Source organism: Sorangium sp. So ce321, assembly GCF_051530195.1.
In the GTDB taxonomy this organism is placed as follows: Bacteria; Myxococcota_A; Polyangia; order Polyangiales; family Polyangiaceae; genus Sorangium.
This window is the reverse complement of record NZ_CP150329.1, coordinates 3,638,366-3,656,697: the sequence shown is the minus strand read 5'-3', so window position 1 is coordinate 3,656,697 and position 18,332 is coordinate 3,638,366. Positions and strand designations below refer to the sequence as shown.

14 protein-coding genes are annotated in these 18,332 nt (G+C 70.5%); 8 read left to right on the top strand and 6 right to left on the bottom strand.

Annotated features, from left to right (window positions below; all coding sequences use genetic code 11):
• Window positions 1–273 precede the first annotated feature (273 nt).
• Window positions 274–2,739, top strand: coding sequence for a substrate-binding domain-containing protein (locus WME89_RS14155; protein WP_438009706.1), 2,466 nt, complete (start codon window positions 274–276; stop codon window positions 2,737–2,739).
• Between the two features lie 24 nt (window positions 2,740–2,763).
• On the opposite strand, the gene WME89_RS14150 is transcribed toward WME89_RS14155, so the two are convergent.
• The gene (locus WME89_RS14150; RefSeq protein ID WP_438009705.1) at window positions 2,764–3,783 is read right to left on the bottom strand and encodes an NAD(P)-dependent alcohol dehydrogenase; all 1,020 of its coding nucleotides are present in this window, start codon (window positions 3,781–3,783) and stop codon (window positions 2,764–2,766) included.
• A 215-nt stretch (window positions 3,784–3,998) separates the two neighbouring features.
• Complete coding sequence (locus tag WME89_RS14145; RefSeq protein WP_438009704.1) at window positions 3,999–5,126, bottom strand: helix-turn-helix transcriptional regulator; 1,128 nt, start codon at window positions 5,124–5,126, stop codon at window positions 3,999–4,001.
• A 429-nt stretch (window positions 5,127–5,555) separates the two neighbouring features.
• Here WME89_RS14145 and WME89_RS14140 point away from each other — a divergent pair, with 429 nt between their 5' ends.
• From WME89_RS14140 to WME89_RS14130, 3 genes are all read left to right on the top strand, one after another.
• On the top strand, window positions 5,556–6,674 hold the full coding sequence (locus tag WME89_RS14140; protein ID WP_438009703.1) for a DUF4419 domain-containing protein: 1,119 nt from the start codon (window positions 5,556–5,558) through the stop codon (window positions 6,672–6,674).
• A 211-nt stretch (window positions 6,675–6,885) separates the two neighbouring features.
• On the top strand, window positions 6,886–7,431 hold the full coding sequence (locus WME89_RS14135; protein WP_438009702.1) for an NUDIX hydrolase: 546 nt from the start codon (window positions 6,886–6,888) through the stop codon (window positions 7,429–7,431).
• Window positions 7,432–7,518: 87 nt separating this feature from the next.
• Window positions 7,519–8,448, top strand: coding sequence for a Uma2 family endonuclease (locus WME89_RS14130; protein WP_438009701.1), 930 nt, complete (start codon window positions 7,519–7,521; stop codon window positions 8,446–8,448).
• Window positions 8,449–8,479: 31 nt separating this feature from the next.
• Here WME89_RS14130 and arfB read toward each other — a convergent pair whose 3' ends face one another.
• The gene (gene arfB / locus WME89_RS14125; RefSeq protein ID WP_438009700.1) at window positions 8,480–8,908 is read right to left on the bottom strand and encodes an alternative ribosome rescue aminoacyl-tRNA hydrolase ArfB; all 429 of its coding nucleotides are present in this window, start codon (window positions 8,906–8,908) and stop codon (window positions 8,480–8,482) included.
• A 722-nt stretch (window positions 8,909–9,630) separates the two neighbouring features.
• On the opposite strand from arfB, the gene WME89_RS14120 reads away from it, so the two are divergent.
• Both WME89_RS14120 and WME89_RS14115 read left to right on the top strand, forming a co-directional pair.
• Window positions 9,631–10,293, top strand: a complete 663-nt coding sequence (locus WME89_RS14120; RefSeq protein ID WP_438009699.1) for a glutathione S-transferase family protein — start codon at window positions 9,631–9,633, stop codon at window positions 10,291–10,293.
• A gap of 627 nt (window positions 10,294–10,920) precedes the next feature.
• On the top strand, window positions 10,921–13,017 hold the full coding sequence (locus tag WME89_RS14115; protein ID WP_438009698.1) for a rhamnogalacturonan lyase: 2,097 nt from the start codon (window positions 10,921–10,923) through the stop codon (window positions 13,015–13,017).
• Between the two features lie 255 nt (window positions 13,018–13,272).
• Here the strand turns inward: WME89_RS14115 and WME89_RS14110 are convergent, their stop codons facing one another.
• A complete protein-coding gene (locus WME89_RS14110; protein WP_438009697.1) occupies window positions 13,273–14,784 on the bottom strand; it encodes a DUF1990 family protein in 1,512 nt (503 codons plus the stop codon).
• A gap of 384 nt (window positions 14,785–15,168) precedes the next feature.
• Between WME89_RS14110 and WME89_RS14105 the strand changes: the two genes are divergently transcribed.
• Both WME89_RS14105 and WME89_RS14100 read left to right on the top strand, forming a co-directional pair.
• Window positions 15,169–15,516 (top strand): hypothetical protein, encoded by a 348-nt coding sequence (locus WME89_RS14105; protein ID WP_438009696.1) that lies wholly within the window; start codon window positions 15,169–15,171, stop codon window positions 15,514–15,516.
• Between the two features lie 81 nt (window positions 15,517–15,597).
• The gene (locus WME89_RS14100; RefSeq protein WP_438009695.1) at window positions 15,598–17,082 is read left to right on the top strand and encodes an SLC13 family permease; all 1,485 of its coding nucleotides are present in this window, start codon (window positions 15,598–15,600) and stop codon (window positions 17,080–17,082) included.
• A gap of 76 nt (window positions 17,083–17,158) precedes the next feature.
• Here WME89_RS14100 and WME89_RS14095 read toward each other — a convergent pair whose 3' ends face one another.
• Together WME89_RS14095 and WME89_RS14090 are read right to left on the bottom strand one after the other, a co-directional pair.
• Window positions 17,159–17,404: a hypothetical protein gene (locus WME89_RS14095; protein WP_436616944.1), complete on the bottom strand. Its 246-nt coding sequence runs from the start codon at window positions 17,402–17,404 to the stop codon at window positions 17,159–17,161.
• A gap of 259 nt (window positions 17,405–17,663) precedes the next feature.
• On the bottom strand, window positions 17,664–18,017 hold the full coding sequence (locus tag WME89_RS14090) for an EthD domain-containing protein (protein ID WP_438009694.1): 354 nt from the start codon (window positions 18,015–18,017) through the stop codon (window positions 17,664–17,666).
• Window positions 18,018–18,332 lie beyond the last annotated feature (315 nt).

The following is an 18,332-nucleotide window of genomic DNA, read 5'->3' as shown; positions in this document are numbered from 1 at the left end:
CGACGCCGGCGGGCGCGCGAGGAGCTGGAAGCGCAGAGTCGACGATGGATGACGGAGTGGCATTATCTCGCACACAAGGTCCGCAGGCCGTCATGGAATAACGGACATACCGAACCATTTGGGGCTACGGCTTACCTGGGTGGATGCCTTGCGAGGAGGACGCCGGGCCGAGGACGTGAGCGGCTCGGTCGCCCTCTTGACAAGGTGCCGTTCATCGCGCCTGCTGGCGTGAGCCCTCGCGATCCTCGGGGTAGGTCGCGGAGCGAAAAGCGCATGAGCACTGGCCTGGATCTCTATGCAACGCTCCATCGTATCGTGGAGGCAGCCGTGGACAGCGTGCCCTCCGCGCAGCGCGGGAGCCTGCTGACCCGGGATGGAGAGCGGCTGGTCCACAGGGTCTCTGTCGGCCTCGACGATGAGCTCGCGAGCTCGCCGCAGGTCCTCGCCGATGCGGGCCCGGCCAGCGCGATCTCGACGCTTGATTCCGCGGAGAGCGCTCGGGTCATGGCGGCCGCCGCGTGGTACCGAGCGCACCTGCCGGGCGCGTCGGCGCTGCACCTCGTGCCCGCGGGAGCGGTCGTGGTCCTCACCCCGGTGCGCGTGCAGGGACAGACGATCGGCGTGCTCGCCGTCGAGCAGCCGGACGGGCAGGTGCCTTCCGGCGAGCGCTGGGCGCGGCTCCTCTCGCTGGCGGACAGCGCCGGCGCAGCGCTGGAGCGGCGAGAGCTCTACGACGACAAGGCCCAGGCGGCTCAGGAGGTGCGCGTGCTCGAGGCGGTGCTGAACGCCGTGGCCGCGCGGACCAGCCCGCACGAGCTCGTCGAGATGATCTCGAAAGGCATCAAGAGCGTGCAGCTCAGGCCGCAGTGGAGCGCCGTGTACCTCGTCCTGCTGAGCGACCCTCCCCGCGGGGGCTCGCCCTCGCGCGGGGGCGCCACGGACCGCGAGCTCCGCATCTACCACCTCCCGCGACGACCGCCGGTGGCGTACTGGAACAACATCCGCGACGGCGCCCTCGTCGCGGGGCGCAGCCTCGGCATCAACGTGGACGTCCGAACCGCCCTCACCAGCGCCGGCGCCGAGGTCGCCCAGCGCGCGTACCTCGAGGAGGGCATCGACCGGCGAGTGCACGGCATCGCCGTATCGCCGATGAACCCGGAGCTCATCGAGCCGGCGATCCGGCGCGCGACGGCGGCCGGGATCCCGGTGGTTACGCTCGATACGCCGCCCGTCGACGGCAGCAGCGCTGCAGCCTACATCGGCACCGACAACGTGGCTGCAGGGCGGCTCGCCGGGGAGATGATGGCGCGGCTGCTCCCGCACGGAGGCAAGATCGGCGCGCAGGCATTCGCGCTCGGCTCCGTCAACACCGTGGAGCGCCTCGCGGGGTTCCGCGCGGCGGTCTCCGGCGCGTCCCTCGACGTGCAGCCGCCGACGGAGGACCGGTACAACCTGTCTGAAGCGATACGGCTCTCCCGGGAGGCCGTGGAGGTAGGAGGAATCGCCGGCGCCTTCGGCGTCAGCGCCGCGAACGGCCCGTTCTGGTCCATGGCCGCGAGGGCGCTGGGACGAGGGGGGGAGCTCAAGATCGTCGCCTTCGATCTCCTCACGGACACTGTCGCGATGCTCAGGGAGGGCACCATCCACGCCGCCATCGTCCAGCGCGAGCACGACATGGGTTATCGCGCGGTGCAGTTGCTCCAAGCGATGGCGTTGAACGGCGTCGAGGCGGCCCTGGCCGGGCTGCCGGCGCGCGCGGCGGCCGGGAGAGAGTCCGCGCTGCGCTTCATCGACACCGGGGTCGACGTCGTGACCCTCGAGCGCACGCCCTGGTCTCTCGCCCTCTCCGAGTACCTGACCCTGGACGCGAGCCGCAAGGCGACGAGGCGGAGGCGCCAGCTGGCCCAGGCCGGCCGCCCGATAGAGCTCCTCGTCACCGGCTTGAACGCGGGGGAGGAGGGCTTCCGCGAGGCGCGCGCCGCCCTCGACGCGGGGTCGATGGTGGGACGGGTGCTGAGCACCGCCGGCTCGATCATCGTCGACACGCCCTCGAGCGAGCTCCACGGCGCGCCCGATGTCGTCGAGGCGCGCGGGAGGGGGGTGCACACCCTGGTCGGCGTCCCGCTGCTCGCCGGCGGCGCCGCCTTTGGCGTCCTCGTCCTGGAGAGCGAGCGCCGCGCGGCGTGCTCGCTCGAGGAGCTCGCGCTGATCGAGCGTGTCGCCGACACGATGGCCGTGGCGATCGAGAACGCGCAGCTCGTCCACCGGATCACCGAGCGGACCCACGAGCTCGAGCAGTCGAACCGGCACCAGGAGTCGCTGCTCGACACGATCCGCGAGCTCTCCAGCCCGGTCGTGCCCATCGCGCGCAGCATCCTGGTGATGCCGATCGTCGGGACGATGGACGCGCAGCGGTCCGGCCGCTTCATCGAGTCGATGCTGCAGGACATCAGCGAGCGCCAGGCGCGCGTGGTGCTGGTCGACGTCACGGGGATGGCCGTCGTCGACGCGGCGTCGGCGGAGCACCTCATGCGGGCGGCGCGGGCGGCGCGGCTGCTCGGCGCGGAGGTCGTGCTCGTCGGCATCAGGCCGACGGCGGCGCAGCTGATGGTGGAGCAGGGCGTGGACCTCGGGAGCGTCGTCACCCGCTCGACCCTGGAGCTCGGGTTCGCCTACGCGCTGTCGAAGACAGGCGGCCAGATCACCTACCGCGGCACATCGCAGGCTCGGCCCTTGTGAGCTGAATCGATGGGGGGGCGCCAGTCACGCCCGGTGCGGCTCGGAAGCAGCCGCGCGTGGTGGCCCGTCCACGGTAAGCACGACGTTTCCCCGCTTGTGCCCCTCCTCGACATACCGATGCGCCTGGGCGGCGTCGGCCAGCGGATAGGATCGGTCGATCACCGCGGTGAGCTCGCCGGCCTCGATCAGGTCACGAAGGTAGGCAAGGTCGCCGGGAGTCCAATGGAAATTGGATGCTCCGCCGAGGATGCGCTTTCCTCCCGCCAGCGACGTCCAGAGCATCCGCAGGAGCTCCCGGACGCCGAACACGGTCACCAGATAGCGGCCCTTGGGACGGAGGGAGCCCTCGACCTGGGCCATCGACGTCTTGCCGATCGTGTCGAAGACGACGTCGTAGGCCTGTCCGTTCCTGGTGAAGTCTTGCCTGGTATAGTCGATGACCTCGTCGGCGCCCAGGGACGCGACGAGGGCCAGGTTTCGTCCGCTGCAGACCCCCGTGACCCGAGCGCCAAGCGCCTTGGCGATCTGTACGGCCGCCGTGCCGACCGCCCCGGAGGCACCGTAGACGAGGACGCTCTCTCGGGGCTGGAGCCTGGCCATGTTCCTCAGATACACCAGGGCGGTCAACGCCCCGTTGGGAATGGAGGCCGCCTGTTCGTAGCTCAACTTGCTCGGCTTCGCGGCCATGATCGCACGCTCGGGGATGCATTTGTACTCGGCGTGGGCGCCGAAGCTCGTGCCGGTATAACCAAAGACGGGATCCCCCTTGCGATAGAGGGTGACGTCCTTGCCCACCGCCTCGACCTCTCCCGCGAACTCGGTGCCCAGGATCGTCTTTCTTGGTCGTCGAAACCCGAAGAGCAGGCCGATCGGGAGCCAGAGCAGGGGTGGATGCTTGAACCCCCTCATCTTCGGGTCCTCGGCGGTCACCGTGGTCGCGCGGATGCGGACGAGCACTTCACGGTTACCGGGAGCGGGCTTGTCCACCTCCGCGAGCTGGAGGACCTCCGGGGGACCGTACACGTGGAAGACGACTGCTTTCATCGGGGTCTCTTTCGGTCGGGGGCGCGGCCGGGCGCGGATGCACCGCGGCCGGGCCGCTCGTGCGCCATGCCGGTGCGCCGCTTCTCCCCACGGTAGCGCCCGCTGCCGCATGCGGCCGCTCCAGGACGGAGCATCTCTGCTCCGAGCCGGCGGCTTCGATGCGGCTCGAGCGGTGGGATCGCCCGCGGAGGGCTCGCGGCTTCCGCCGAGCAGCGCTAGGTGACTTGCGACGGCGGGATGCCGAACCGCTCGCGAAACACGGCCGCGAACTTGCTCGGGTTGGTGTAGCCCACGCGCGCGGCCACCTCGCTGACGCTGTAGCGTCGCTGCCGCAAGAGGCGATGGGCCTCGTCCAGACGCCGGTGGCGAAGGTACCCGTACACTGTGTCTCCAAAGAGCGTGCGGAACCCGGCCTTGAGCTTGGCTTCGTTCAACCCCGCCAGACGAGCCAGGTCGGGCAGGCGCGGCGGGTCGTCCATGCGGGCGAGCACGATCTGTCGGGCCCGCTCCAGGCGGTCGATGTCGCACGCCGAGAGCACCGACGATGCCGCGCGCTCGCTCTCCTCGAGGCAGTCCACCATCACGGCCAGCAGCTCGAGCCCCTTCGCTTCGAGGTAAAGCTGGCGCGAGGACCTCCGGGCATCACAGTGGACGATCTCGTCGATCAGCCGGAACAACGCTGGCGCGCCGGGCTGGGCATCGCTGGGATAGGCGTGCGGGCTGGACAGCACGCGCTCCACCGCGGCGGGCAAGATCTTCGTACCAAGCAGCTCGCTCAGTCGCGAGCGATCGATCTCGAGCGAGAGCTGCTCGTGATCCCTTTCGACCTCGCAGTCATCGAAATCGAACTGCAGGCGCACCGGTCGCTTGATCTGGCTGACGTGGAATGATCCCCCCTCGAGGCGATGGCGTTCCCCCTCGCTGGTCGTGAGCCGAGCCCCAGGCCCTCGCAACACGACGAGCTTGAGCCGCGAGGCCCCATGGTCGAGCGCCATGGACCACGCGCGCTCCCACCGGAGCTTCGCGACGGTCAGGCCGATGCCCGAGCGCAGCGCGATGGCGCGGGTGAGCCCCGAGCGGTCCATGATGTCCCAGCGCACCTGACGCTCGACGGGGCTCAGCGTCTCGACCACCGTGGAGCCGCTCAACACGCGCGCCGCGAACCGATCGAGGTCCGTTTCACCGCCGTCGATGGTCACCGCGCCCATGCCGTCCAGTCTACCACGCGCCTCACCGCCGTTCGCGCCGTTCCCGCGCGGGGCGCATTGCGCTGCTCTTAGCTCACCGCGCTCCGCGGGAGCAGCGACTCCAGGACGTCTCGACGACGGGCACGACGCTTGCAAACGCTTGCAAACGACAAACGAACCCCAGGCTCTCTACCCCACCGCTCGGGTGATGTCGATGTGGTTCCGGACATCACCCGATCTCGGTCCTGGATGGGCGGTTGAACCAGGTTGAACCGCCCCCGCAGCACCGTTCTCGGTCGCGGATACGCGGTCGAACCGCTTCCGCAGCACCGTTCTCGGTCCTCGCGGGCGGTCGAACCGCCTCCCTCTCCCGTGCGTCGAGGCCACCACCTGACCCAGGTCAGGTCCCCGGAGCGCCCTCTGTGCCGAGCCCCCGGCCATGCTCCGGCTCGAAGCCCCGGCGAGCCGGTGCCGCCGATCGAGAGCGTGCTCCCTCCCCCTCCGCCGGAGCTTCGCCGTGCAGACCGTCCTCGCCCAGCGGAGGGCGCAGGCCGCGCCGCGGGGCAGCATGATACCCTCGCGAGCATGCGCACCTTCGCCGTGTCCGACGTTCCACGTGCAGAGCGGCCCCTCCGGCCCGTCTCGCTCGCCGCGTCGCTCTGGCTGCAGCACAAGCTGACGGCCGAGGCGTGCGGCAGCAACCTCGGGCACCTCGTTTACGGTCTCCACGCCATCGAGCACGCGCTCCTCCAGACCGTGCACGCGGCGTTCGAGCACCATTACCCGCTCGTGCTGTCGCCGGATGACATATGGCTGTGCATCGCGCAGAGCTTCGGGGTGCACGTGAACCTGCACGCGGAGGAGCTCCGGGGGCGGTTCGTGCGGCACGAGGGCAAAGAGACGCTCACTATCGAGCGCGGCGCCTTCGTCAAGGGCTCGCCCGACAACGACTGGCCCGGCTGCTTTGCCGAGTTCTCGGACCGGATCGCGGAGCACGTGGGCAAGTCACGCGACCTCGTGGTCGCGTCCTTCTCCACCACGGGGCCGGTCGAGCGGGCAGCCTCCGAGATCGTGCTGATGAGCGCCATGCTGCGCTACTTCAAGTACGAGATGATCACGATGTGCGGTATTCCCGAGATCACGCTGCTCGGGACGCCGGAGGACTGGCGTGCGATCCGGCGCCGGTCCGAGGTGCTCGCGGAGTACGGGCTCACGACCTGGATGCAGGGGCTCCTGCCGGTGCTCGACGAGCTCGTGGCGACCGCCTCGGGCGGGGCCGTGAACCGGGATTTCTGGGCGTCGTTCTACAAGTATCGCAGCATGTCCGGCGGCTCTCGCGTGACGGGCTGGATCAACGTGCTGTTCCCGTACCTCGAGCACCAGGGGACGCCGCGATGGAACCCGGGGGCCGCGAGCTGGGGCGTGAAGCTCCCGGAATCGAGAATGGACGCGTTTCCCAAGGGCCTGTCGCTCGCCCCCTTCACGTGGACGGTCCTGGGAGAACGCTTCTCGATGGAGCTGCTCGGCGGATTCGTGGGCGTCTCCCAGGACCCGCAGACCTGGGCCTTGCGGCCGGCCATCGGCTGGGCGGTGCGGGACACGACCTCATCCGCCCAGCCGCCCGAGGAAGCGAAGCAGGTGATCGAGGCGATCAAAGCGGAATGGCAGGCAAGGGATCGTCAGGGGCGCAAGGACGACTGGTGAAGGCGCGCGCCCCGCGATGGCCGGGCCGGCCGGCGACATCGGGCGCGGGCTGACCGCTCTCCCGGCGCGCGACCGCCAGGCGAGCCGGCGCGTGGCCCCGCGGGACCGGCCGGCGCGACGCCGCGCCCGCGATGGGCTACGCCTGCGCCTCCGGTCCTCCGGCCCTCCTCGCGGAGCAGCAGGAGCGCTCCGGGCTCGGAGGTGGTTCTTCATGACGGTGGTGCGGTGGAAGGCACTGGAGCGGCGCGTGATCCAGCACTCGCCATGGCGGAGGATCGAGGACGTCACCTTCGAGCTCCCGGACGGGCAAATCCGCACGTTCTCGCTCAAGAAGGAGGGGCGGGTCGTCTGCGTCCTCCCCATCTCCCGCGACAACAGGGTGATCCTGGCGCGCCAGTACCGGCCGGGGCCGGACCGGATCCTCGACGAGCTCCCCGGCGGCGGCGTCGAGCCGGGCGAGACGCCCGAGGACGCCGCCGCGCGCGAGCTGCTCGAGGAGACGGGGTATGTCGCCGGGCGGCTCCTGCCGCTCGGCCGCCCGCTCGAGTGCGCCTACTCGACGATCGAGCGGCACGCGTTCCTGGCCGTGGCGTGCGAGCGCCGCGGGGCGCAGTCGCTGGATGAGGCCGAGTTCATCGACGTGATCGAGAAGCCGATCGAGGACTTCGTCGCGCAGCTCAGGGAGGGCGCCTGCACCGACCCGGAGGTCGGCTGGATGGGGCTTTACGAGCTGGGTCATCTGAACGTGCCGGCATGATCCAGCCCGCCTCGGCGCGGGCCGGACGCCGGGCGCGCGCCCGCACATCGATCGCCGTCGAGCGCTCACCGCGCTATGCTGAGGGAGATGCGCAAGCGCGATCACGCCCTGCTGGCACCCGGCGCCGATGCGTCCGGTCGCACGCTCCACGCGCCTCCGCAGGGTGGGGCGCGCCAGCGCGCGCCGCACGTGGACGACCGGCTGGCGCCGCCCGAGACGCGGGTGGAGTACCTCGACGGCGCCGAGATCTTCGCCGCCCCGGCCGATCCGCCGCACGCGACCCAGCACTTCGATCTGACCTACGTCCTCGGCGCCCACGTCGCGAAGGGGTACCGGGGCGCGGTCGACATGCTCACCCGGGTCGACGAGGGGAGCGACTACGCGCCCGACGCCAGCGTCTTTCCGGTCAAGCCCGACCGCGGCGGCCGCCGGCGGCTCGAGGAGCTCGCGTTCGAGGTCTGCGACAAGCAGGCGCTGACCGTCCCGACCAGCAAGGCGCGCCGGCTCATCGACCGCGGCGTGCGGCGGGTGTTCTGCATCCTGGTGAAACAGCGCCGGGTGCTGGAATGGTCGCGCGCGACGGACGGCTGGCAGCCGCTCCCGAAGGATGCGGTCATCGAGGACCCGTGCCTCGTGCGGCCGCTGCCGATCCACGCGTTGCTCGACGCCGCAAGCTCGGACGACGCCGTGGCCCGCGCGCTGCTGGACAAGCGCGTGCCCGCGCTCGAGGCAGCGCTCGCAGAGGGCGAGGCGCGCGGCGCGGCGCTCGGGGAGGCGCGCGGCGCGGCGCGCGGCGAGGCGCTCGGGGAGGCGCGCGGCGAGGCGCGCGGCGAGATCAGGATGGCGCAGGAGGCCATCACCACCGTGCTGCGGTCGCGCCGGATCGAGATCCCGGCCGAGGTGGCGCGCGCGATCGCCGACTGCGACGACGTGAACAAGCTGCGGCGCTGGCTCAAGAGCGCGGCCACCGCGATGACGGCCGCCGATGTGGTCGCGGGATCCCGGCGCAAGCGCTGAGCGCATGCCCCGGCCCGCCCCGCGCGCCGCGTCAGTCGGCGCCCCCGCCGCGGCGCACCTGCTTCTTCTCGCCCGTGCGCCGCTTGTCGTCGAGCCGCCTCGCCTTCGAGGCGCGCGTCGGCCGCGTCGCCCGCCGCAGCACCGGCGGCTCGAGCGCCCGCAGCAGCAGCGCGCGCAGCTTCTCCCGCGCATCGTCGAGGTTGCGCTGCTGGTCGCGCGTGAGCTGACTTACAATCAACAGCCGTCCCTCGGCGTCGAGCCGTCCGCGGCCGAGCTCGCGCAGCCTCGCCTTGGCGCCTTCATCGAGCTCGGGCCACGGGGCAAAGTCGAAGCGCAGCTCGACCTTCGAGGCGACCTTGTTGACGTTCTGGCCGCCGGGGCCCGACGCGCGGACAGCGCTCCAGCTGAGGAGGGCGGCGGGGACGGTCAGCGCATCGTTGACGACGAGGGGGTTTGACACGGAGGCTCGCTCTGCCCTGCGCGCGCCGCGCATGACGTGCGGGCGGGACGCCGTGCATTAGTATCGCGCGCAAGAAATCCCGCCAGAGAAACCGCTCGGACATGAGCGACCGCCGAAAACAGTAGCGATTTCCAAAGCTTCCGCCTGTCTCGCCGCCGAGGGCGGCCCCGGCGTGGCCCGACGGAGCGCCCTCCGCCGCCGCCTCGCCCGCGGTGAAGGCCCGCGGCATCACCGATCGGGGTCGGCGCCTGGCCCGGCGGCAGAGCGCCGAGCGAATCTCCTTCGCTCGCCGCCCCGTTGCCGGGCCCTTCGATGCGCTGCCGCCTGTGTCGGGATCGTGCATGCGTCCCCCCGCTCTGCCGGCCCAACGACTGCCGTTCTGCCGCGGGCCGCGCCGCCGAGCGGAGCTGCGCGGACCGTCGGTCAGCAATGGCGAGTTAGCCACCTGTCTCAAGGACCGCGCCCTCCAGAACGCCGCGATCCACGCGCCACGAGCGTCCACATGCCTGGCAGGGCATCCGGTGCGGCCAGGCGGTGGCCGGCATCAGGCGCGGCGAGTCAACTGGCTGTCGTTGGCGTATAACTCTTGACAAAATCCAAGTGGCTTTGCGCGGACTATCCTCCGGCCCTCGGCGGCAGGCCATGAAGGTATCCAACTTCATCTCACCCCGTGCTATTGCTGAACGAGCGCATTCACTCGATCATGGAATGAGGTCAGCTTCATGAAAGTATACGTTTTCAAATCATTGCCGCCGTTTCTCTGGGGTTACACGCGCGACCTTCGTGCGATGTGGGCGCTGGAAGAGTGCGGAATCGCCTACGAGACCGTCGGGCTCGATTGCGGACCGAACGGTCTTCAGGATGAAGTCGAGTTCGGAATGGTATCGCCATTCAAACAAGTTCCGACGATCGACGATGACGGGTATATCCTGACGGAGTCGGGCGCGATCCTGCTTTATCTCGCGGAGAAATCCGGGAAGTTGATTCCTTCTGATCTGAAGGGGCGCGCGCAGGTCTATCGCTGGACGATCACGTCATTGAACAACATCGAGCCGTTTTCGCTGCCGATTCTATTTGCCGATCTCCAAGGCGAATCAAATCCCCACTTGCAGGCCTTGCGCCCTTGGCATGTCGAGATACTCGATCGCTTCTTGCCGACGATCGACAAGATGCTGGCGGCTCAGCCGTTCATCACGGGGGCTGACTTCACGGTTGCCGACATTATTCTCACGTGCGTGCTGCGCGAGCTTCGCAAGACGGAGATCCTCGCCAGGTATCCGAACGTCGAGGACCACCGCCGTCGCTGCGAAGAGCGGCCCGCGTTCGTGAAAGTCCTGAACGCCTACGAAGACCGCCTCGGCATTCCCCGCGGAAGCGCGCGATAAGCGACGGTGCACGACGTTCGGCGGCCAGAGCATCGCGTCGGCGATCCAGGCCCTTGCGAACGGCGCGCGGGGGCTCCCGGAGAGGCTCGGCTTCGAGGCCCGGCGGGCCAGTCGCATCGACGGCTTTGCCCGCCGCGAGCGAGATTGGGCCTTCCAGAGCAACATCGCCGCCGGCCGCGCTCGTGACCGACCTCTACAGCGACGCCGCGACCCACGGCCCGCGGCAGCAGCTCCATCGCGTCGAGGCCGGGCGCTGGCGAGCGGCAAGGCTCCGGCAGCGCGTCGACGCGAGCGGCGGGCTCGGCCGGCACGGATCGGTGCTCTGGACCGTTTCACCCGACCATAAAATTCCACCCCTGCGGCTCCTCCGGAGCGCGCCTTGAAAAAAAGGCGAGTGGACGCCTCAGAGTGGTGACCGAAAGCCAGCACCTCATCCCACATACCCGTCGAGCTCTGGAAACGGTGATCTCGGACGTTCCGTAGCGGCGGCTCAGCGCCCTCGGTCGCGGGGTGATCCGCGACCAGCTCATGCGCGCCACGCTCCGGCAGCGTCGGCGTCGGCGTTCGGCTTTTCCTCGATTGGCTTGAAAGGCGAGCACTACAATGAGAGACATTGCGTACGGGACCATGGCTCTGGTCGTGGCGGGAGCCCTGAGTGCGTGTAACGGGTCCGAGTCGGGCGATGACGGTTCCGGTGGCGCTCCGAATGCAGGCGACGCGTCAGGGCAGACGTCCAACGGCGCTTCGGGGCAGACCTCCAGCGGCTCTTCGGGGCAGACTTCCAGCGGCGCTTCGGGGCAGACTTCCAGCGGCTCTTCGGGGCAGACTTCCAGCGGCTCTTCGGGGCAGACTTCCAGCGGCGCTTCGGGGCAGACTTCTAGCGGCTCTTCGGGCGGCGGAGACCCCGGCACAGGCGGCACCGACAATCCAGGCGAGTCGATCTGCGGAGTGACGCCGGCCGCCGCGGCTGGCCACGTCACGCTGGAGAACCTGTGCCGCGGCGTGGTGGCCGTGCGCTCGGGCGACGGCAACTTCATCAGCTGGCGATTGATGGGCTACGAGGATCCCGCGATCGGGTTCAACGTCTACCGCGACGGCACCAAGGTGAACGGCGCTCCCATCACCGACTCGACCAACTACGTCGACTCGGGGGCCCCGGGAGGCGCGAAGTACACCGTCCGCGCCGTGATCGACGGCGCCGAGCAGGGCGACTCGGCCAACACGCGTGACGGGGACTCGGGCACACCCACGTGGGAGCGAAACTACCTGACCATCCCGCTCGAAACGCCCGACGATTACGAAGCCGGTGACGCCTCTCCGGGCGATCTCGACGGCGACGGCGACTACGAGCTCGTGGTCAAGGAGCAGAACAGCCCGCGCGATCCGTCGCAGGACGGCCGCACCGGCCAGCCCAAGCTCGCGGCCTACGACACCGACGGCACCTTCTTGTGGCGCATCGACCTCGGCATCAACATCCGCGAGAGCGAGCACACGACGCCCTTCGTCGTGTACGACCTGGATGGCGATGGTCGCGCGGAGATCGCCGTCAAGACCGCGCCCGGCACGCGCGATGGGAAGGGAGCGTTCCTGCACACCGGTCCCGCCGCCGACGATGACGACGCGCGAGACTATCGCAACAGGGCGGGCAAGATCTTGAGCGGGCCGGAATACCTCACGGTCTTCAGCGGCGTCGACGGCTCCGAGCTCGCCACCATCGAGTACCACGCCCCCATCACGAGCGGCAGCTTCGGCGACAACAACGGCAACCGCTCGGATCGCTACAACGCCACGCTGGCGTTCCTCGATGACTCGGGCAAACCGAGCGTCGTCATGCAGCGTGGCTACTACGCCCGCATGACGTTCGGAGCGTACAACTACCGCGACGGCAGGCTGAGCCTGTTGTGGAGGTTCGATTCGTCCGCGGACGGCAACGGTGCCTACGCCGGCAAGGGCGTCCACAGCGTCATGGCGGCGGATACTGACGGCGACCTGAGGCAGGAGATCATCCCGGGCGCGGCGACGATCGGCCCCGATGGCAGGGGCAAGTGCGCCGTCAGCTTCTACGGACACGGCGACGCGATTCACGTCGCCGACCTGGTCCCCTCACGCCCCGGGCTCGAGGTGTTTCAGCCGACCGAAGCCGACGGCGTGCCCTCGTACTTCCTTCGAGATGCGGAGACCTGCGAGATCCTGTGGCGCGGCCCCAACAGCGACGGCGAGGGACCGGGGCGCGGCGCTGCCGACGACATCTCTCCCGACAACCCCGGAGGTGAGGCCTGGACCAACACCGCCGGCCTGTTCAACGCGGCCAATGGTCGCAACATCGGCTCCCGTCCACGCCAGGTGAACTTCCTGATCTGGTGGGACGGCGACGAGAGTCGCGAGCTGCTCGACGGCAACACCGTCACGAACTTCGACGGCGAAGGTCGGGGCTTCACCGCGAACGGCTGCACCTCGATCAACGGCAGCAAATCGGTGCCGACCCTCAGCGCGGACCTGTTCGGTGACTGGCGCGAGGAGGTCGTGTTCCTGTGTGGCGACAGCCTGCGCATCTACACCACCGATCAGCTCACCCGACGCCGCATCTACACGCTGATGCACGATCCGCAGTACCGCGCCAACGTGTCGGCGCAAAACGCGACCTACAACCAGCCGCCGCACACCAGCTTCCACATCGGCGACGGCATGAGGGAGCCCCCCAGGCCCAACATCACCGTGCGGTGATGCGGCGTGCCGCCGTGCGGCCGGAGCGCTGCCATCAGCGGCTTCGCACCGGCGGTCGGCCCAGCGAGGCAGGGGCGGGCGAGCGTTCACTGCAAGCCTACGTCCCTGCCATTCACAAGCGCGAGCCGCGGCGTGGCGGGTTGCCCCGATCCGCGCCGCGATCGAGGCACGAAGCGACACGTCCCTCGCGAGCGTCGCGGGGGCCGAGCTCGCGCCGCGCCCAGGCACCCGGGCCGGGCGGCGGCGCGCGTGACCTCAGCCGGCGGCCATCGCGGGGGCCGGGGCGTCGTCGCGCCGCACGCGGCGGAGGATGAGGTCCTCCAGCCAGCGCTCGAAGGTGTTGGCCTCGCGCTCGTCCGGGTCGTCGCGCGTCACCTCGACGCCCTTCTCGGCGCGGCCGCCGCTGCGCTCGATGATCGTCTCGACCAGCGAGGTCCACGTGTACGTCTGGATCGCTCCGCCCACGGTCTCCATGACCAGGAGGTCGGCGAGGGTCGAGGCGCGGTTCCATGTCTGCACCTCGAAGCGGACCGCCCCGTCGCCAGCGGGCTCGGCCACGAAGCGCACCGCCCCGGCGAGCGGGTGGCCCTCGAGCGTGGCGAGGGTGATCGCGCGGGGCGAGACCTCCTCGACGCGCACCTGGACGTGCCCGCGCAGCGGCAGGGCCATCGTGAGGGTCGCGCCCGGCTCGATGCGCGTCGGGCTCTCGGGCTCGGCGCCGACGACAACGGTCTCGCGGGGAGCGAGCTCCGGGAATTTGTCGCGCAGCAGCGCGATGAGCCCCTCGGCGTCGAGGCGCGAGCCGCGGATCACGGCGCGGTAGAGCTTGCGGTGCATCGGGCCGATGCCCTCGGAAGGCAGCCGCTCGGGCAGCGAGTCGCCGAGCTTGCCCAGGCTCTCGTCGAGGGGCATCGGCTTGACGCCGAGCACGTCGAGGGCGTTCTCGCGCCCCTCGGGGATGACGTTGCCCTCGATGACCATCGTGATCTGGTCGGCGCCGACAGGCGTCTCGATGCCGAACTTCGCCGCGAGCTTCGCGCCGGTCGACTCGATCCACGCCGGCAGCGGGACCCGGGTCGGGTGCCTGTCGGTCATCGCCTCGAAGCGGTCGAGCAGCTTGTTCATCGAGGTCACCTCGGGGCCGGCCAGGTCGAGCTCTCGCCCCGCGAGGTCGGCGCGCTCGGCCGCGATGGCGAGCGCCTCGCCGCAGTCCTCGCACCAGACCGGCTGGAACGGATGGTCGCCATTGCCGACGAGGGGCACGACCGGCAGCGTGCGCACCATCTTGAGCAGGAGCGAGACCTGCTCGTCGCCAGGGCCGAAGACGTTGCCGGGGCGGAGGATGATCCACTCGCGCGAGAAGGTGCGGGCGATGTCCTCGCCCTTCTTCTTCGAGCGGTGGTAGTCCGACTCGCCGCTGTCGGCGCCGAGCGACGAGACGTAGACGAAGCGCAGCACGCGCGCCCGCTCGGCCTCGGCGACGATGTTGCGTGTGCCCTCGACGTTGACGCGCTCGAACGTGACCTCCGGCGGCCGCTCGGCGACCACGGCCGCCAGGTGAATGACAGCGTCGCACCCCTCGGCGGCGCCATGCACCGAGGCGGCGTCGCCGATGTTGCCGTCGAAGGCCTCGACGTCGCCCTCGAACGCCTTGCGATCGTCGCTCGCGTGGCGCGACAGGAGCCGGACGCTGTGCCCTCTCCTCAGGAGCCGCCGCACCACCTCCGGGCCCACCACCCCCGTGCCGCCGGTCACCAGAACCTTCATCGCCCGTTCTCCTTGTGCACCCATCAGGTGGCCGACCACAGGCGAAGGCTGTGCCAGGCCGCGCCTGCGGTGTGCCCGACATTTGCCTGAGCGCAGCGCATGAGCCCCCGCGCGACCGCCGCGCCGCGATCCGCGACCGCCGCGCCGCGATCCGCGACCGACGCGAAGCGCCCCGCGATCGCCCCGCAGCGGCCGGCCGCCGGTGCGAAGCGCCCCGCGGTCGCCCCGCAACGCCCGGCGACCGGTGCGAAGCGCCCCGCGGCCGCCCCGCAACGCCCGGCATCTGCTGCGAAGCGCCCCGCGGCCGCCCCGCAACATCCGGCATCTGCTGCGAAGCGCCCCGCGGCCGCCCCGAAGCGACCAGCGACCGATGCGAAGCGCTCCGTGGCCGCCGCGCCGGGGCCGCTCGTGACGCCCGATGGCCGCTACCTGATCGTGCGCGGGCGCCTGTGGCGCCGGGCCAACCCCTCGCTGCCGGAGGACACGCGGAAGCGCCTCGTCGCCGAGCTCATGGCGGCCCGGCGCGAGGTCGGACGCGCGCTGCGCGCGGGCGACGAGCGGGCGCTGCGGGCGGCCCGCTGCCGCGTGAACGAGGCGAAGATCGCCCTGGGCGAACGGGGTCTACCGTGGTGGAGCGACGGAGCGCCCGACGAGAACCGTCGCCTGGTCGCGTCGACGGGCTACGCGCGCTGGTACGGCGAGCTCCTTCGAGGGGACGCGCCGGTGCGATAGAGTCGCCCCGTGCAGGGCCAGCCAGAGCTTTCCGCCACGCCCCCGGGAGCGCCGCGCCGCGGCCGCGCGCCCGCTCGGCGGGTGAGCCCGCTGCGCTGGCTCGGCATCGCGTCGGGTCCGGCCGCAGCCCTCGCGATCGCGCTCATCCCGAGCGGGCTCCACGCCGTCCCCGGCCATGGCCACCGCCCCGCGTACGCGGCCGCCGTCGCGGCGTGGATGGCGCTGTGGTGGCTCTTCGAGGTGCTCCCCATCGCGTACACCGCGTGCCTGCCGCTCGTGCTCTTTCCGCTGCTCGGCGTCTTCGGCCGCGGGCTCGCGGGCGACGCGGCCCGCGCGGTCGCGCCGTTCTTCGACGCCTACATCTTCCTGTTCCTCGGCGGGATGGCGATCGGCGCCGCCATGGAGCAGTGGAACCTGCACCGGCGGGTGGCGCTCCACATCATGCGGGCCATCGGCGCCGATCCGAAGCGGCTCCTGCTCGGCATGCTGGTCGCGACCGCCTCGATCTCGCTCTGGATTTCCAACACCGCGACCGCCGTCATGATGCTCCCGATCGGGCTCGCCCTGCTCGCGCAGCTGGAGGCGGCGGCTGGAGGGCGCCGGCTCTCGCACTTCGGGACGGCGATCATGCTGGGGGTGGCCTACGCCTCCAACGTCGGGGGCATCGGCACCAAGATCGGCACCGGCGTGAACTCCATCTTCTGCGGCTTTCTCGCGGACAAGCTCCACCACGACATCAGCTTTCTGCGGTACATGGCGCTCGCCTCGCCGTTCGTGGTCCTGTTCGTCCCGCTGCTCTGGCTCGCGCTCTGGCGCGTGGGCAAGCGGGACGGGCTCAGCGCCGGCCACGCGCGCGACGTGCTCGACCGCGAGCTCGCGGCGATGGGCCCGATGAGCCGCGGCGAGAAGACGGTCGCCGCCGTCTTCGCCCTGGCCAGCATGCTCTGGATCCTCGGCGACCCGCTGCGCGCCGCGATCGCGCCGCAGCTCCAGGCCGCGCTCCGGGGCCTCGACGCCGCGCTGGGGTCGGGCTCCGCGGCCTACAAGGTGCAGGGCAAGCACTACGAGGCGGCCGTGGCGGTCCTGGCGGCGTTGAGCCTGCTCGCCCTGCGCGCGCTCTCGCTCGCCTCGCTGCGGCGGATGCCCTGGGGCACGCTCGTCCTGCTCGGCGGCAGCTTCACGATGGCGGCCGGCATCGAGGCGGGCGGGCTCTCCGCGTGGATGGCCGCGAAGCTCGCGGTCGTCGCGGAGGCCCCGCTGCTCGCCCAGATCGGGCTCGCCAGCGTGGCGACGGTCGCGCTGTCGGCGCTGGCCTCCAACACAGCGACCGTGAACGTCGCCCTCAACGTGCTCCCTCAGGACCTCGGCGTGCTGTTCGCGGCCACGATCGCCGCGTCCTGCGACTTCATGCTGCCCGCCGGCACGCCGCCGAACGCCATCGTGTTCGGCAGCGGCTACGTGCGGCTCCCGGTCATGATCAAGACGGGCTTCGTCCTCGACGTCGCCGCCGCCCTGCTCATCACGGTCTATGTGTACGGCTACGCGCGGCACCTGATCGGCGGATGACCCGCTGCCCCGGCCCGTGGCCGGCGCCGCCGCTCGAAGCGCAGATCTCGAATCGCGGCGGGGAGCCGGCGCCCGGCTACCGCGTGCAGAGGCAGGTGGTACAGCCGGCCCACCGACAGACGCCGCTGCCGGGGCCGTCGCATTTTGCGTCGCAGTCGCTGTTCTTGACGCACTCCCAGCATGCCGCGGGCTCCGCCTCCGTGGCCGCCGCCGCGGGGGTCTCCGTGGCCGCCGCCGCGGGGGCGCCGGCGGCGCATACCCAGAGGCCCACTCCGGAAAGCAGGAGCACGGAGGCAAAGGCTCGTCGAATCATCCTCGTCATGGTGAGCTCCTTTCGATCTCGCCGCCTCGGACAGGGCCGAAACGAGGAGATGTTCAGGAAGGTAGCTTACCGGCGCGCTGTCCTCCGGTCACCCAGGTTCCTCGACGAGCAGCCGGGATCTCGGTCGATTCATTGGCATTGGACAATTCAGCCCTCATCGCCGAGCGACCGCGGCAACGATCTCGCGTTCGAGGTGTAAGATTTCACTCTCCGTCTCCCCGCCTCCCTGTGAATTTTCCGAAGGATTCGAGGGGATGTCTCAGCATCCGGACGTCACGCGCTCCTCGACGACATAGGCCCTGGTCCGCGACCGTTCGAGAAACTTCAGCTCGTCCGCGACGACCAGCTCGCCGGAGCCTGGTGCGAAGATCAGGGCCGCCCAGGCGAGATAGGCGGCCCGATCGGGGAAGACCAGCTCTGTCACGACGTCGAAGTCGATCGCGGCGTCTTCCTGGTTGAGCTCGTCGCCCCGCACGAGGTAGTTGCGCTTGTAAACGATGGGAGTGGGCGCCAGGCCGCAGATGAACGGCACGTGGTGCTTCTCGTAGTGATCGATGAAAGCTTGTGTGTCGATGCCTTCCCTCTTGGTGAGAAAGGCCAGCACCTTCAACATGTCGTCTCCTCCTGCTGCGCTGGCGGACGCCCTTGTTCGCATCCGGCGCCGGCAGCGCCGCGCTCGGCGCGGCGACGAGCTGCCGCTGCGATGGCCGTGCCTGGCGCGACCACGAGCGCCTGCGCAGCATAGTGGAGGTGCCGCGCTCGGTCCACCCGCGCGCGCCCGGCCGCGTGACGGCGCCTCCCGGCGGCGGAGGCCGCTGCTCACCTGGCGCGCGAGGGCAGCTTCACAGGGTGGCGTCGTCATTGCCTCATGTGGAGATGACGCCGGCGGAGCCGCAGGACATGACCCGACCGCCGCCAGGCGACGTGC

Excerpts from the sequence above, each read along its gene's own strand:
- WME89_RS14150 (WP_438009705.1), bottom strand. The coding sequence starts at position 3,783 with ATGAAAGCAGTCGTCTTCCACGTGTACGGTCCCCCGGAGGTCCTCCAG.
- WME89_RS14155 (WP_438009706.1), top strand. The coding sequence starts at position 274 with ATGAGCACTGGCCTGGATCTCTATGCAACGCTCCATCGTATCGTGGAG.
- WME89_RS14110 (WP_438009697.1), bottom strand. The coding sequence starts at position 14,784 with ATGAAGGTTCTGGTGACCGGCGGCACGGGGGTGGTGGGCCCGGAGGTG.
- WME89_RS14115 (WP_438009698.1), top strand. The coding sequence starts at position 10,921 with ATGGCTCTGGTCGTGGCGGGAGCCCTGAGTGCGTGTAACGGGTCCGAG.
- WME89_RS14090 (WP_438009694.1), bottom strand. The coding sequence starts at position 18,017 with ATGTTGAAGGTGCTGGCCTTTCTCACCAAGAGGGAAGGCATCGACACA.
- WME89_RS14130 (WP_438009701.1), top strand. The coding sequence starts at position 7,519 with ATGCGCAAGCGCGATCACGCCCTGCTGGCACCCGGCGCCGATGCGTCC.
- WME89_RS14140 (WP_438009703.1), top strand. The coding sequence starts at position 5,556 with ATGCGCACCTTCGCCGTGTCCGACGTTCCACGTGCAGAGCGGCCCCTC.
- WME89_RS14135 (WP_438009702.1), top strand. The coding sequence starts at position 6,886 with ATGACGGTGGTGCGGTGGAAGGCACTGGAGCGGCGCGTGATCCAGCAC.
- WME89_RS14120 (WP_438009699.1), top strand. The coding sequence starts at position 9,631 with ATGAAAGTATACGTTTTCAAATCATTGCCGCCGTTTCTCTGGGGTTAC.
- WME89_RS14095 (WP_436616944.1), bottom strand. The coding sequence starts at position 17,404 with ATGACGAGGATGATTCGACGAGCCTTTGCCTCCGTGCTCCTGCTTTCC.